The sequence below is a fragment of the Corynebacterium sp. HMSC08D02 genome (assembly GCF_001807505.1).
Taxonomy (GTDB): domain Bacteria; phylum Actinomycetota; class Actinomycetes; order Mycobacteriales; family Mycobacteriaceae; genus Corynebacterium; species Corynebacterium pseudogenitalium.
Genome location: NZ_KV789255.1, coordinates 20,025 through 33,793, shown reverse-complemented (window position 1 = coordinate 33,793; position 13,769 = coordinate 20,025). Strand labels below are relative to the sequence as shown.

The window sequence follows — 13,769 nt, the reverse complement described above, 5'->3', positions numbered from 1 at the left end:
CACTAATCGTCGAAGGAGAGCCCGTCCAGATCCCCTAGGGCCTCCGTCATGCTGCGTCCGCGCCGCTTCGGAGGCGCGGCCTGCTTGCCTCCGATTCTTACGCCCTTGTGCGTCACCGCCACGCCAAGATCGCGGAGCCGGAACGCGGGCTCGCCGTTGACGGTTTCGACGTTGAGCTGGCGCATCCTCCCGGCGGCGACGGCATCCGATAGTGCGTCGATGACAAGTGGTAGCGGATCTTCGATGCCTTCCGGGAAGGTCTCGAAGAAGGTGGTGAGCTTCTTGCCGCCACGGGTGATGTGGGCCGCCAACAGCCCGTCCACGAGCACCACCATCGCGCCTGCCGATCTGGTCGGGCCGGTCACGGGCCACGGCAGCGCGGCCCCGTAGGGGTTGGCCGGGTCGGTGGCGGCGAGCACGTACACCTTTGGCTCACGCGCACCCGATGGCCAACCGGCGACGTCGTCGCTGTCCTGCTGGCCACGCAGCCGATCAATCGTCGCAGGGGTGGAGAACTGCGCTGCGCCAAGCCCCTCGATGAGGTAGCCGCGCAGCGCCTTGCCGGAGTCCTCGAACCCGGAGAGCACCTTGTACGCCAACGCGAAGCCGCAGATGACATTCTCTGCGACGACGGCGCCCTTGGTCACCACCCCGTAGCGATCCAGCCATGCCTCCCCAAGCGCGAGCGAGCGCCGGGTCGGGTCGGTGTCGGGCTGCGGGGTGGCGGCCCAGCGTCCCACCATGTCTGGCGGGGCGGTTTGCGTAAACGAGGTCCTGCCGGAGCGGATGCGGGAGCGGGACGGTCGCCGCTTCGCGCGGTGCGCGGCCTTACCACCGGCAAGGCGTGCGCGCAGCGGCGCGAAGGAATCCGGTGAAACGTGGCCGGCCTCGACAAGGTCCCACATGGATTCGCGTAGCTCCTCAGAAGTCGTCACTGGCGTGAGCAGGTCGCTGAACAGGTAGCCGCCACCGGCTGCGAGCGTGTCCATGATGTGCTGCTGCGTGAGCGAGAGCAACGGCGGGTCGACTTGTGGCATGAGCTGCGCGGCGTAGTCGCTCGGCAGCAGCATGATCCACGGATCGTTCGCCCCCGCCGACCCAGCGCCCACAATGATAACCTCGCCAGAGGCAGTCAGCTCATCCAACATGATCGGCGAGTAGTCCCCGACCCGCGACGGCAAGATGTGGGACTCCCACGCAGAGGCCGGCAGCCGCACGCCCGCGAGCTGCTCGATGACGGAGTACACCCCGTCGGCGCCGCGTAAGGGAGGCACCGTTCCCGCCGCGGCGACGTTACTCCACGCTGGCAGGAAACGCCCGTACGCCGACGCCGATACCGGCCGGGCCTGCGCCCGCGCGACCGCCAAGGAGCGGGAACGGATCACGCGCAGGACCTCGTGCGCGACGTACTCCTGGTCGTCGACGCCTTGGCGGAAGCGCCCCTCGATGACGGAGTTGGCGTCGACAAGCGGTTGGAGCACCGCGTAGGCAGCGCCGAGCGCGAGCCCGAAGGCATCGGCAAGCGCGCGCAGCGTGAAGGGGCCGCGGGTGCGCACCCAGCGACGCACGAGCTGGGAGAGCGCATCGGGGATGGTGGCCACCTGCGCTGCCACCCCGGGAGGGACCGGCACGCCAAGGCCATCGCGCAGCAGTGGGGCGTCGAGCGCCTGCGCAACGTGTTCCCTGCCGCCGATGCGCACCCGCATCACGCGTGGCCCGAGCGACGCCTCCACCCCCGCGAGCGGCACCGAGGTGTACACCGCGAGCTCGTCCACAGGCACCGGGCCGGTCAGGCGCAGGGTGTCGGCGAACTGCTCCGGTGTCTCGGCGCGGCCGACCCGGCGCAGCGACGCGTCGACCTCGGCGATCACCTCTGGGTCCAACAGCTCGCGCAGCTCCACGGTGCCCAACAGTTTGGCCAGCAGCGACGGGTCCAGCGCGAGCGCCGCCGCCCGCTTCTCCGCGAGCGGGGTATCGCCTTCGTACATGAACGCGCCGGTGTAGTTGAACAGCAGCGAGGAGGCGAACGGGCTCGGCTGCTGCGTGGTCACCTCAGCGATGCGAACCCGGCGCGTCTGCAGGTCACGGATCACTTCTTGCAGCGCGGGCAGGTCGTAGACGTCCTGGAGGCACTCGCGCACCGTTTCCAGGATGATCGGAAACGATGGGTAATTCCGGGCCACATCCAACAACTGCTCGGCGCGCTGGCGCTGCTGCCACAGGGGCGCGCGCTTGCCGGGGTTGCGGCGCGGCAGCAAGAGGGCGCGGGCGGCGCACTCGCGGAACCGGGAAGCGAACAGGGCGGAGTTTCCCACCTGCTCGGTGACGATGTCGGTGATCTCGTCGGCGTCGAATTGGAACAGGGCCCCGGAGGGCTCGTGGTCGCCTTGGGGCAGGCGCAGGACGATGCCGTCGTCGCCAGCCACGGCCTGGGCGTCCATCCCGGTCTCCTGCGCGATCCGCCACCCGGCAGCCAGCGCCCACGCGGCGTTCACACCCTTGCCGAATGGCGTGTGCAGCACCACGCGCCAGTCCCCAAGCTCGTCGGTGAAGCGCTCGAGCACCAGCGTCGTCTCGTCCGGCAGCACGCCGGTGGCTTCCTCTTGCTCCTCGAGGTAGGCCCGCAGATTGTCGCGCGCGTACGCATCGAGCGAATTATCGACGCCCGCTCCGCCGCGCACCTCCCTCCTGAACGCGCCGAGCGCCTTGCCGAGTTCGTACGGGCGCCCAACGCCCTCTCCCGACCAAAACGGCAGCCTGCCAGTATGCCCCGGCGCAGGCGAGACCTGCACTTGGTCGCGCGTGATGTTTTCGATGCGCCAGCTCGTCGCCCCGAGCGTGAACACGTCGCCGACGCGGGACTCGTAAACCATTTCCTCGTCGAGCTCACCGACGCGGCGCGGCGCCCCGCCTTCGGCCTCGGAGCCGACGAGGAACACGCCGAACATGCCACGGTCCGGGATGGTGCCGGCGTTGGTGACCGCGACGCGCTGCGCGCCCTGCAACGCCTTGAGCACGGTGCCGTCGAGCCAGGCGCGCGGTTTCAGTTCCGCGAAGTCCGTCGAGGGGTACACGCCGGTGACCAGGTCGATGACGGCGTTGAATACATCCCGGTCGAGGTTGCGGTAGGGCCAGGCGCGGGTGACGGTCTCGTACCAGTCATCAAGCTCGAGGTCCTCAACTGCTACCGCGGCCACCGTCTGTTGGGCGAGCACGTCCAGCGGGGAGCGTGGCGTGCGCAGCTCCTCGATGAGCCCGTCGCGCATCCGTGGCACGGTCACGGCCGTTTGCACCAGGTCGGAGCGGTGCTTCGGATAGAACGAGCCGTGCGAGATCGCGCCCACCGTGTGCCCGGCGCGCCCGACACGCTGCAGCCCGGAGGCGACCGACGGCGGCGACTCCACCTGGATCACCAGCTCCACCGCACCCATATCGATGCCGAGTTCCAGCGAGGACGTCGACACGACCGCTTTGAGCGTGCCCTCTTTCAGCATGGTTTCCGTCGTGGCCCGCTCGTCTTTGGACACGCTACCGTGGTGCGCCCGCGCGATCACGGGCGCCGCCTCCCCCGCGAGGTCGACCCCTTTGCCCAGCTGTGCAGGGGGGCGTCGAGTAGCGGGGCTGAGCGCCTCGGGGTCGTGCTCCTTGGCCCACAGCTCGTTGAGCTGACTGGTGAGCCGCTCCGCCGTGCGCCGCGAGTTCACGAAGACGATCGTCGAGCGGTGCGCCATGACCTCCCGGTACACCGATTCCGCGATGTGCGGCCAAATCGACTTCGGCGCCGGCGGCATCAGCGCCGCGGTCTCCCCTTCGAGGTCCAGCGCGTCGTCGACGATGGCGTCCCCAATTGTCGACGCCTCCTCCGGCACCGGCAGGTCACTCATATCAGCAACTGGCACCCGCACCGCGAGGTCCCAGCGCTTCTCCCCCGGCGGCTGGATGATCGTCGTACGAGGCCCGAGGAAGTCCGCCACGGCCTCCAGCGGGCGCACCGTCGCAGACAACCCGATGCGCTGAAAGTCCCCCGCGAGGCGGCCGAGCCGCTCCAGCGACAGCGCCAGGTGCACGCCGCGCTTCGTGCCCGCGAGCGCGTGAATCTCGTCCACGATCACGGTGTCCACGGTCCGCAGGATGCCCGCGGCCTTCGACGTCAGCATCAAATACAACGACTCAGGCGTGGTAATCAGGATGTCCGGCGGCTTGCGCACCTGGCGAGACCGCTCCGCTTGCGAGGTATCACCCGAGCGCACCGCCACCGAAACATCCGGCATGTCCAGCCCCATGCGCTGCGCCACGCGCCCAATCCCGCCGAGCGGGGCCCGCAAATTATTTTCGACGTCCACACCAAGGGCCTTCAGTGGCGAGATATATAAGGTGCGCACGCCTCCGTGGCTACTGGCGTTCGCCCCATCGATTGGCAGGGCCTGCTGCCCGTCGCGCTCCACGAGCGAATTCAACGACCACAAAAAGGCCGCCAACGTCTTACCGGAACCGGTAGGCGCTACCACCAGGGCGTTGCCGCCGTCGGAAATCGTGGCCCACGCCTGCTCCTGCACTGGCGTTGGCGCCTCGAATACTTCTTCAAACCAGGTCGCGACCTGCGGTTTGAAGCGTTCGAGGATTCCTTTGGCCATGCCCGCCAGAATACAGATAGTGCAGGCAGGCGAAAAGAAATGGTTCCTTTGGCTGGTTTCGCGCTAAAGTCGAAGCCATGACTGCTCAGTATTCAGACTCTCGGCTGACAAACTTAATCGCGCAAGGCACCGGCGAGATCCTCAAGGGTATTCGCGGTGTTGGCCTTCTCCGCGGACGTGAACTTGGAGAAGCCGGCGACGACCTGGCACAGAACTGGATCGCGCGCGTGCTTGAGCAGCACCGCCCGGGCGATGCATTTCTGTCCGAAGAGGCAGCCGACGACCACTCCCGCCTTAGCAACAACCGCGTCTGGATCGTTGACCCCCTCGACGGCACCAAGGAGTTCGCAACCGGCCGCCAGGACTGGGCCGTGCACATCGCGCTCGTTGAGGACGGCGTCCCGACCCACGCGGCGGTAGGTCTGCCGGACCTTGGCGTCGTCTTCAAGTCTTCCGACGTGCGCCACGTCTCGGGGCCGTTCGCAAAGAAGATCGCTATGTCGCGCAACCGCCCGCCGGCGATCGCCCCGTTCGTTGCTGACGCCCTCGGCTTCGAGACCAGCCCGGTCGGCTCCGCAGGCGCGAAGGCAATGCACGTCCTGCTCGGTGACTTCGACGCCTACGTACACGCCGGCGGCCAGTACGAGTGGGACCAGGCAGCACCAGTTGGTGTGTCCATGGCTGCGGGCCTGCACTGCTCGCGCCTCGACGGCTCGCCGCTGAAGTACAACAACAAGGACACCTACATCCCGGACCTGCTCATCTGCCGTCCGGAGCTTGCCGACGACATCCTGGAAGCCTGCGCGAAGTACTACGACGAGCACGGCTCCTTCGAAGGGGTCGTCGCGAAGTGAGCCTGGTGACTCCGTACGAAGACCTCCTGCGCGACGTCCTGGAAAACGGCACCGATAAGGGCGACCGCACCGGCACCGGCACGCGAAGCGTCTTCGGCCGCCAGCTGCGCTACGACCTTTCCGAGTCCTTCCCCCTGCTGACCACCAAGAAGGTGTACTTCAAGGGCGTCGTGGGCGAGCTGCTGTGGTTCCTCCGCGGCGACTCCAACGTGACCTGGCTGCAGGAACACGGCGTGCGCATCTGGAACGAGTGGGCCGACGAAAATGGCGAGCTCGGCCCGGTCTACGGCGTGCAGTGGCGTTCCTGGCCCACCCCCGATGGGCAGCACGTCGACCAGATTTCACGGGCGCTCGAGCTTTTGAAGGACGACCCCAATTCGCGCCGCAACCTGGTGTCCGCGTGGAACGTCTCCGAGCTCGAGCACATGGCGCTGCTGCCGTGTCACCTGCTGTTCCAGCTGTATGTAGCTGACGGCAAGCTGAGCCTGCAGGTGTACCAGCGCTCCGCCGACATGTTCTTGGGTGTGCCGTTTAACATCGCCTCCTACGCGCTGCTCGCGCACATGTTTGCACAGCAGGCAGGTCTCGAGGTCGGCGAACTCATCTGGACCGGCGGCGACTGCCACATTTACAACAATCACTTCGACCAGGTGCGCGAGCAGCTCTCCCGCGAGCCTCGCCCCTACCCGCAGCTCAAGCTGCGGAAGGCAGAGTCGCTGTTTGACTACGACTTCTCCGACATCGAAGTCGTCGGCTACGACCCGCACCCGACGATCAAAGCGCAGGTGTCCGTCTAATGCTGGGCGCGATCTGGGCCGAAAGCATCGACGGCATCATCGGCGACGGCGTGGGCATGCCCTGGCACCTGCCTGAGGACCTGCGCCACTTCAAGGAGATCACGCTGGGCCACCCGATCATCATGGGGCGCAAGACTTGGGACCACCTCCCCATCAAGCCGCTGCCGGGCAGAACAAACCATGTGTTGTCCTCGCGCGAGCCCGGCGAGTGGTCCGACGGCGCCTTCGTGTCCCGCGACATCCCAGATTTGAAGACGTCCGCCTGGATCATCGGCGGTGGCCAGATTTACGAAGCAACCATCGACGAAGTAGACGTCATTGAACGCACGATCGTCGATGTCCACGTCGCAGACAAGCTCGGAGCGTCCGCCGTCCGCGCGCCCCGCGTCACCGATGACTTCGCTATCGTTTCTGATGGACCGTGGCAAACCTCCGCCAATGGCACCCGTTTCAAGTACCAACGCCTCGAAAGGTTAGGCCCAAAATCATGACCACTCCCGAAACCTCTTCCCACGTCACCATCTTCGCAACCGATTGGTGCCCGTTCTGCAAGAAGCTTCGCGAGCGCCTCGACCGTACCGAAACCCCTTACGACGTCGTTGACGTCGAAGCCGAAGGCGCCGAGGACGCCGCCGCATGGGTCGAGTCCGTCAACGACGGCAACCGCGTCGTCCCCACCGTCCTCTATTCTGACGGCACGCACGCGACCAACCCTGCCGCGTCCGCTGTTCGCGCGAAGCTGCGCGAACTGACGGGCGAAGAGGCCTAACACCCGGGCAAATAGCGATGCCGTCGCGGGCGCCCGCGACTTTGGCATCACTTCTGTCCTGCGGTACTGTTAGTCGAGTTGCCCCAGTAGCTCAGGGGATAGAGCACGGCTCTCCTAAAGCCGGTGTCGGAGGTTCGAATCCTCTCTGGGGCGCAAAACACCCCCGCGGCCTGCGCAAATAGGCTGCGGGGGTTTCGCATTTCTGCAAAGAACGCGAATGCACTAACTTATCTGCCCTCTTTGCGCAAGATTTGGCCGGCCCAGGAACTCCTTGACCACGGTCATCATGTCCGACTTCTTCATGTCCGGCAGGTAACAGTGAATGACTGCCAGCGAGATATTGGCGAGTGACATTTCGTCTTCGTATAGCAGGTACCAGCCTTGGTGCGTTGGGTGGAATTTGTGCTTCGAGGCAGCGAGTGAGCGGAAGCCGTAGAGTGGCTCGATCGTCGCACCGGCCTTATCCAGGATGATTTCTACGAGTGATTCCGGCGCATCCGTTCGAGCCAGCGGCGCTCCGGAGAGGGAGACCCATCCAAGTCCTTGCTCGGCGGCGATCCGGGCGCTTTCCGCGAGAAGGAATTCGATGGCTGGCCGGAACCCGTTCGCGTCGCGGCGCATGAAGTCAAGGGTGTAGCCGACGAGGGCGCCGCCCTCGTAGACGGGCAGCCAGCTTGTTACTGCGTGCAGGCTGCCGTCGTCGCCCACTGCGAGGAGGAGTTTGGTGTCCGGGTCGCGGAGCTCGTCGAGCCCTCCCAGGGTGAAGCCCATTTCTGGAAGTGCTTTATCCGCGACCCATTGTTCTGAGAGCGCGACGATGCGCTCACGCATTTCCACTGGGCTTTCGGCCCAGCTAGTCCACACGGCGCGCACTCCCTCTTTTGCTGCGCGGTTGCGCGCGGTTCGGATGTTTTGAAATTTCTTGCCTTTGAACTCGATGTTATCCGTCAACAACATGGATTCTTCGGCGACGTGGATGCGTCGGAAGTCGGGGCGAGCAAAGGTGCCGGGCACTGAATACCACGCGACTCTCCAGCCTTGACGTGCGGCGAACTCTTCAAACGCACTGGCAACGGCTTCTTCTGTCATCGTGCCTCGGTGCACGGGACTTCCGACCGTGACAGCGACGTTGTAGGAGACGCGGTACGCGACGACGCCTTCTCCGTCGCCGGAGTCCGTCCCGCAGAAAAAGTAGCGGTTTCTTTCCCACAGCCCCATCCACGCGAGGTGGTCACCGGACCCATGGACCAGAATCTCCCGGGCTCGCTGGTGGTCCTGCGCGTGTGCTTCGGACGGCGGCGCGGACAGCACCTCAAACAGTGCAATCAGCGCGGTAATCCAGAATATGATTCCCACCCATTCGTAGAAGATCCACGCCACGGAGCTGATGGGGAACGCATGCGTTGGAGCCAGCACAGCTACCACGGGTGGGAGGTACCTGTTCGGCAGCTCAGCAAGCAGCGCGCTTATCGACGCTCCTCCGAGGATGCCGTCTCGCACAACCCAGGCTCCGCAGGTCCACAGTGCTGCGGTTGCTAACCACGTCCCTCCTATGATCGCCGCGCCACGGTACCAGTTGGACGGAACCGTGAACCGGCGGCGAGTGGCAATGAGGACTGCAATGGTGACCAGCCACGGGAGAACTACCAGTATTGTGTTCACAGCGGTAGAGCCGTCTGCTCCCCCACCGATTGTTTGCCAGCAGATCACCGCAATGGATCCAACGCTGACGAGGACGGCTGCCCACCATGCCAGTTTCCTGCCATGCACGAGCCCCAGCGCAAGGATGGCTGACAAAACGATAGGCAAGGCATTCATCAGCAAGGGACCGAGGCCATGTTGACTGTTTACCGCCATCGCTTCCGCGCAGGCGACGGATGTGGCGTCAGCGCACCGCTGGGCTACTAAATGCCCTGCGACTGTCGGCTCCCACATCAGCTTGCTCACTCCTGCGAAAGGCCCCTGTGCAGCGGGGTTGATCGCCGTGATAACTGGTCCGATTGCAACACTGAGAAACAGGGCAGCCACCAGGACCCGTGCTTCCCGCAGCGACATTCTGCGTGGCGTACCTGTGTCCGTGACAAGGACGCCAGCGACGGTCCCTGCGACAATGGCGACAAGTGCAACGACGCCTGAGAGTGAGCCGTCGTAGAGTACAAGGGTCGTCATCATCGCAAGCAACACGAGGCGGAGGCGGCGTCGCCACAGCACGCCCATGAAGGCAGTGGCGAATGCGGCGGGCCCGAAGATCCACGCGACCGGAGACACAAAGGTCTCGTTGGCAAGGTCTGGGCCCCACAGGTTAAAGCCTGCTCGCTCGATGGCACTACCGATAATGAAGCCGAAAGGAAGCGCTACAAACTCGGAAGCCGTCGCCGCAACCGCGAAGCGAGCAGAGCCAAGTCGCACCTCGGCTGGAACTGCGAATAGCAGCGCTGCGACAGTGGCCAGGATGAGACCGACGAGGTTACCTGCGGTCAGCCCTGCGGTGGCCCAGTGCCAAAGGTCGGGATCAACGGGAAGGCGCAATCCGAAAGCCTCCCGCGGGGCCGCACCCGACAATACGCAGGCTAAATACGCAGCCCAAGCGATACTCAAGAGGCCGAGCGTGACTGGAACTTTCCTCAAACAGGTGCTGATCAAGTGTTTCATTGAATTCCTCCGCGTTGAGCAACGAAGTCAATGTCTTGGCGTAGCGCCACTCGCCACACTTCGAAGCTGTGTCCACCTGGCAGCGAGCGGAATGTGGTGCTCATCCCGGCTTTCTGCGCGAGCTCGTTTTGGTGCGGAAGCGCTGCCATAGCCTCTTGGTCACGCTTGCCGGCGGCGAACCTGCCAGCGATTCCCTTGTAGGTCGCCGTCCCGATTGCTTCCTGAAGGAGCGTTTCCGGGTTCACGGATTGGAACGCGGCCTCGTCGCCGCCGAACAGCACGTCGACGGTCCGTTGGTGCCCGCCTAGGTTCGGTTCCGCCTCACCCGAATAGTCGAGGAACGTCCCGTAGGCCGTGGGATCGTTGGTAATCACTTGGAGTGCGCACGTGCCGCCGTAGCTTAACCCACCGATTGCCCACGTGCGTTGGTCTTCTTTCACACGGAAATTCTCTTTGACCAGCTGCGGGATTTGTTGGGCAAGGTAGGTCTGGATTTGCAGATCCGGGCCATCCACGCACCCGGGGTTCCCGGTGGTTGTTCCTGTACCGTCCGCGCTGACGACAATCGGGGCTACGCCGTCGTGTGCAACTTGGTAGTCGTCGAGCGTCTGTTGCGCCCCGCCTTCGTCAAACCACCGGATTGGGCTGCCGGGGCTTCCTGCGAGCAGCACGAGGACTGGTAGGTGCTCGCCATGCCAGTAGGCGGGCGGAACGTACACAATTGCATCGCGCAGCGGTGGGGCAGGCAGGGTCACTAGGGCGCCCACTTCCCTGCCGTCGAGGGTCGGGGCGGTCGTCGTTTCGCGGAACTGATCCAAATTCATGGACACGGTGACCGGGACCGGGCGGAAGGACCCGAGGGTCGGGTACTGCTCATAAACAAGGTTGACCGCGAGGTACGCCAGCATCAAAGGAATCACTGCGAGCGGGGCGAGGCGCCACCGCCACCGCGGCGCCAAGAAGATGGTCGCCACCACGAACACGGCAGCTGCACAGCTGGCGTAGATGTGCCACGGAATTGCATCCGGGAACGGCTTCGGCCACACCGTGAGCAACAGGTACGCTGCTGCGAGCAGCGCTGCCGCGATTGCGAGTGCAATGCGCCGGTGCTGACGGCCGTACCACAACGCGACAACCACGGAAGCAGCTAAGGAGAGGTAGATCGCCCAGGTCGCGCCTGTGCTGACCACGGATAACGAACGGATTGCATCCACGGCGAGTAGTTTAAGACGCTATGGCGTTGCTTTCCTACGTGCCACGGATACTTCCATCGCCTTCAACAGCGAACTCCCAGACAACAGGCCGCATCGTTGTGGCCCTCCATGGCACTGGCTCCTCCCCTTTTGTCTTCCGCCGCCTTGCACACGAACTGGAAAAACATGGGATTGGGTTGATTGCGCCTGGCTACGGCCATCGGGCAACGGCAGGTATCGACGCCTCGTCCCAAGAGATTGCGGCGTTCCTCGACAGCCTGGCTGCCCAGCAGGTCGATGTTGTGGGGCACTCGTATGGCGCGCTGATCGGGCTGAGGGCTGTTCAGCTGAGCGCAATCGCCGCGCGCTGCGGCACGATCGTGGGCCTCGGAGCCTCGTGGCGTGGCACGCACGGCATTGCGCGTCTGTTTCCGCCTGGACTTGTTCGGGCAGTGGTTGGCGACGCGTTCGTCGAATTGGAGCATTTCCGGGAGGAGCCAGTGGCCCCTTCCGGTACCGAAATCGTCTCTATCGTTTCGGATGCTGACCGCATTGTTCCAGCGTGGTCGTCACGGTGGGGAGACGTGATCGAGGTGTCTGGTGTATCGCATGCGGCGCTGGCGTTGCGGACGAATGAGATCCTGGCGGCGCTCAGGGTAGTCCCTTCCGACCACAGCTGAGCAGCAACAACCCTAAATTGTTGATACGCCACCAATAATCACCTACACTCGCACCTGCAATCATTATTGATGACACGTCAACGAAAGTAGGAATCATGTCTCAGCTCACCGGTACATACAAGCTCGACCCGGCACACTCCTCCATCGGCTTCACCGTCCGCCACGCGATGGTGACGAAGGTCCGCGGCGAGTTTACCGACCACGACGCCACCATCACGCTCACCGACGATCTGGCAGCAAGCACGGCACAGGGCACGGTCCGGACCGCGAGCGTCGATACCCGAAACGAGGACCGCGACGCACACGTGCGCGGCGAGGACTTCTTCGATGTGGAGAAGCACCCGGAAATGACGTTTACCTCCACGGCATTCAACGTAGATAATGCCGGCAACGGCACCGTCACGGGTGATCTGACCATCAAGGGCACCACGAAGCCAGTCACGTTCGAGGTTGAGACCTTCGGCGTCGAGGGGGACCCGTTCGGTAACACGCGCATCGGGTTCGAGGCCAGCACGTCAATTAACCGCACCGATTTCGGTATCGATTTCCAGGCTCCGCTCAACTCGGGCGGCATGCTCGTGAGTGAGAAGGTCGCCATTGAAATTGAGGGCTCCACGATCAAGCAGAGCGCCTAGTCCCTGCCGTACCATCGGGGTATGAGCGCTACCAAAATCCCAACCATGTCGGTCCCCGTACAGGACTCCCGCGGGCCGTACGTCCTCGGCATCGACGTCGGCTCGACCGCGAGCCGCGGCGCCTTTACGACGCCACCGGCCGCCCCGTCAAGGGCGCGAAGCAGCGCGTTGCGCACGCGTTTACTACCACCGCTGACGGCGCGAGCACCATCGACGCCGACCAGGTCGTCGCCGAGGTCCGCAAGGTTATCGACGACACCGTCGCGTTCGCCGCAGCGCATGACCTGCGCATTGAGGCCATCTGCATGGACTCGTTCGCCTCGAGCCTCCTCCTTGTCGACGCCCACGGCGACGCCCTGACCCCGCTGTACACCTACGCGGACTCGCAATCCCGCGACTACGTCGAGCAGCTCCGCAACACAATCGACGAGGCCGAGTACCACCAGCGCACCGGCGTGCGCCTCCACACGAGTTACCACCCGGCGCGCCTCGCCTGGGCAAAGGAGCAGCTGCCCGAGTTTGCACGCGCAGCCACGATCATGACGATCGGCGAGTACGTGTACCACAAGCTCGCGGGCATCCATGGCCTGGCCGTCTCTACCGCGGCGTGGTCGGGCGTCGCCAATGCGCACACGGGGAAGCTCGACACCGAGATTCTCGACGCCATCGACATCCCGCACGACATGATCCAGCCGCTGCGCTTCCCCGACGAACCCGACTACCCGGATGACACCGCGTGGCCCGCGCTCAATGGGGTTGCGTGGTTCCACTGCATCCCAGACGGCTGGCCGTCCAATGTCGGCCCCGGCGCGACCGGCCCCGACACTATCGCGGTAGCCGCGGCGACCTCCGGCGCGATGCGCGTCATCCTCCCGGAGGTGCCAGCTCGCATCCCAGAGGGACTGTGGTGCTACCGCATCGCGCGAGACAAGGCCATCTTGGGCGGCGCGCTCAACGATGTCGGGCGTGCCGTCACCTGGCTCGAGGAAACCATCCAGCCGGTGGCCCCGGATGAGATCGCCGCGGTGCTTTCCTCCGGGCCAGGGCGCGCCCCGCTTGTGCTGCCGTTCTTTACCGGCGAGCGCTCCACCGGCTGGGCCGCGAGCGCGCAAGCGCAGCTTTTGGGCATCACCGCGGCAACTACACCGGCCGATTTGTGGCGGGGCGTGTTTGAAGGCATCGCGATGTCGTATCTTCGCGTCTACGAGCAGCTCAAGGAGGCAGGCGCACTCCCCGAGCGCGTGGTCGCCTCCGGGCGCGTCACGGCCGACCACCCGGCGTGGCTGTCGGTGCTCGCCGATGCGCTTGGTTGCGACGTCGTCCCCCTGGAGATGAAGCGCGCCACCCTGCGCGGCACCGTGCTCATCGCGCTGGAAGACATCGCCCCTGAAGTAAAGAGAGCGACCCCGCCGTTCGGCCAAGGGCACCGCAACGTGGATGCACACGCCGAGTACTTCAGGGAGCTCCGCGACCGCTTCGAGGCTGCGTACCGCACGTTAGTTGCACAGTAGCTCTACAATCAGTCTGATTGTCCCAGTATTGATCTCACAAGGGA

The 13,769-nt window shown here is 64.7% G+C and carries 9 protein-coding genes, 1 tRNA gene and 1 pseudogene; 8 read left to right on the top strand and 3 right to left on the bottom strand.

The features are described from left to right. Window positions 1–2 precede the first annotated feature (2 nt). Entirely contained in the window at window positions 3–4,634 is a 4,632-nt protein-coding gene (locus tag HMPREF3170_RS09080; protein ID WP_070479232.1) for an ATP-dependent helicase, read from the bottom strand. Between the two features lie 77 nt (window positions 4,635–4,711). On the opposite strand from HMPREF3170_RS09080, the gene HMPREF3170_RS09075 reads away from it, so the two are divergent. From HMPREF3170_RS09075 to HMPREF3170_RS09055, 5 genes are all read left to right on the top strand, one after another. Further along, window positions 4,712–5,488: a 3'(2'),5'-bisphosphate nucleotidase CysQ gene (locus HMPREF3170_RS09075; RefSeq protein ID WP_070362842.1), complete on the top strand. Its 777-nt coding sequence runs from the start codon at window positions 4,712–4,714 to the stop codon at window positions 5,486–5,488. Then, a complete protein-coding gene (locus HMPREF3170_RS09070) occupies window positions 5,485–6,285 on the top strand; it encodes a thymidylate synthase (protein ID WP_070362843.1) in 801 nt (266 codons plus the stop codon). The genes HMPREF3170_RS09075 and HMPREF3170_RS09070 overlap by 4 nt, the downstream gene beginning before the upstream one ends. After that, on the top strand, window positions 6,285–6,776 hold the full coding sequence (locus HMPREF3170_RS09065; protein WP_070362844.1) for a dihydrofolate reductase: 492 nt from the start codon (window positions 6,285–6,287) through the stop codon (window positions 6,774–6,776). Before HMPREF3170_RS09070 ends, HMPREF3170_RS09065 begins: the two co-directional genes overlap by 1 nt. Continuing rightward, window positions 6,773–7,054 (top strand): mycoredoxin, encoded by a 282-nt coding sequence (locus tag HMPREF3170_RS09060; RefSeq protein WP_070362845.1) that lies wholly within the window; start codon window positions 6,773–6,775, stop codon window positions 7,052–7,054. The genes HMPREF3170_RS09065 and HMPREF3170_RS09060 overlap by 4 nt, the downstream gene beginning before the upstream one ends. 80 nt (window positions 7,055–7,134) lie before the next feature. After that, window positions 7,135–7,207: transfer RNA gene (locus HMPREF3170_RS09055), tRNA-Arg, on the top strand. 69 nt (window positions 7,208–7,276) lie between these two features. Here HMPREF3170_RS09055 and HMPREF3170_RS09050 read toward each other — a convergent pair. Both HMPREF3170_RS09050 and HMPREF3170_RS09045 read right to left on the bottom strand, forming a co-directional pair. Beyond that, window positions 7,277–9,652 (bottom strand): bifunctional lysylphosphatidylglycerol flippase/synthetase MprF, encoded by a 2,376-nt coding sequence (locus tag HMPREF3170_RS09050; protein WP_168161640.1) that lies wholly within the window; start codon window positions 9,650–9,652, stop codon window positions 7,277–7,279. A gap of 50 nt (window positions 9,653–9,702) precedes the next feature. Then, window positions 9,703–10,920: an alpha/beta hydrolase gene (locus tag HMPREF3170_RS09045; protein ID WP_070479228.1), complete on the bottom strand. Its 1,218-nt coding sequence runs from the start codon at window positions 10,918–10,920 to the stop codon at window positions 9,703–9,705. 20 nt (window positions 10,921–10,940) lie between these two features. On the opposite strand from HMPREF3170_RS09045, the gene HMPREF3170_RS09040 reads away from it, so the two are divergent. The 3 genes and pseudogenes from HMPREF3170_RS09040 (at window position 10,941) to HMPREF3170_RS09030 (ending at window position 13,725) form a co-directional block, all read left to right on the top strand. Beyond that, window positions 10,941–11,579, top strand: a complete 639-nt coding sequence (locus HMPREF3170_RS09040) for an esterase/lipase family protein (protein WP_070479227.1) — start codon at window positions 10,941–10,943, stop codon at window positions 11,577–11,579. Between the two features lie 95 nt (window positions 11,580–11,674). Next, entirely contained in the window at window positions 11,675–12,214 is a 540-nt protein-coding gene (locus tag HMPREF3170_RS09035) for a YceI family protein (protein ID WP_070479225.1), read from the top strand. A gap of 21 nt (window positions 12,215–12,235) precedes the next feature. Further along, a pseudogene (locus HMPREF3170_RS09030) lies at window positions 12,236–13,725 on the top strand (gluconokinase). The last annotated feature ends 44 nt before the right edge of the window (window positions 13,726–13,769 follow it).

What these genes read in the sequence shown, in the direction of transcription:
- HMPREF3170_RS09080 (WP_070479232.1), bottom strand. Translation starts at nt 4,634, where the DNA reads ATGGCCAAAGGAATCCTCGAACGCTTCAAACCGCAGGTCGCGACCTGG.
- HMPREF3170_RS09075 (WP_070362842.1), top strand. Translation starts at nt 4,712, where the DNA reads ATGACTGCTCAGTATTCAGACTCTCGGCTGACAAACTTAATCGCGCAA.
- HMPREF3170_RS09065 (WP_070362844.1), top strand. Translation starts at nt 6,285, where the DNA reads ATGCTGGGCGCGATCTGGGCCGAAAGCATCGACGGCATCATCGGCGAC.
- HMPREF3170_RS09060 (WP_070362845.1), top strand. Translation starts at nt 6,773, where the DNA reads ATGACCACTCCCGAAACCTCTTCCCACGTCACCATCTTCGCAACCGAT.
- HMPREF3170_RS09040 (WP_070479227.1), top strand. Translation starts at nt 10,941, where the DNA reads ATGGCGTTGCTTTCCTACGTGCCACGGATACTTCCATCGCCTTCAACA.
- HMPREF3170_RS09035 (WP_070479225.1), top strand. Translation starts at nt 11,675, where the DNA reads ATGTCTCAGCTCACCGGTACATACAAGCTCGACCCGGCACACTCCTCC.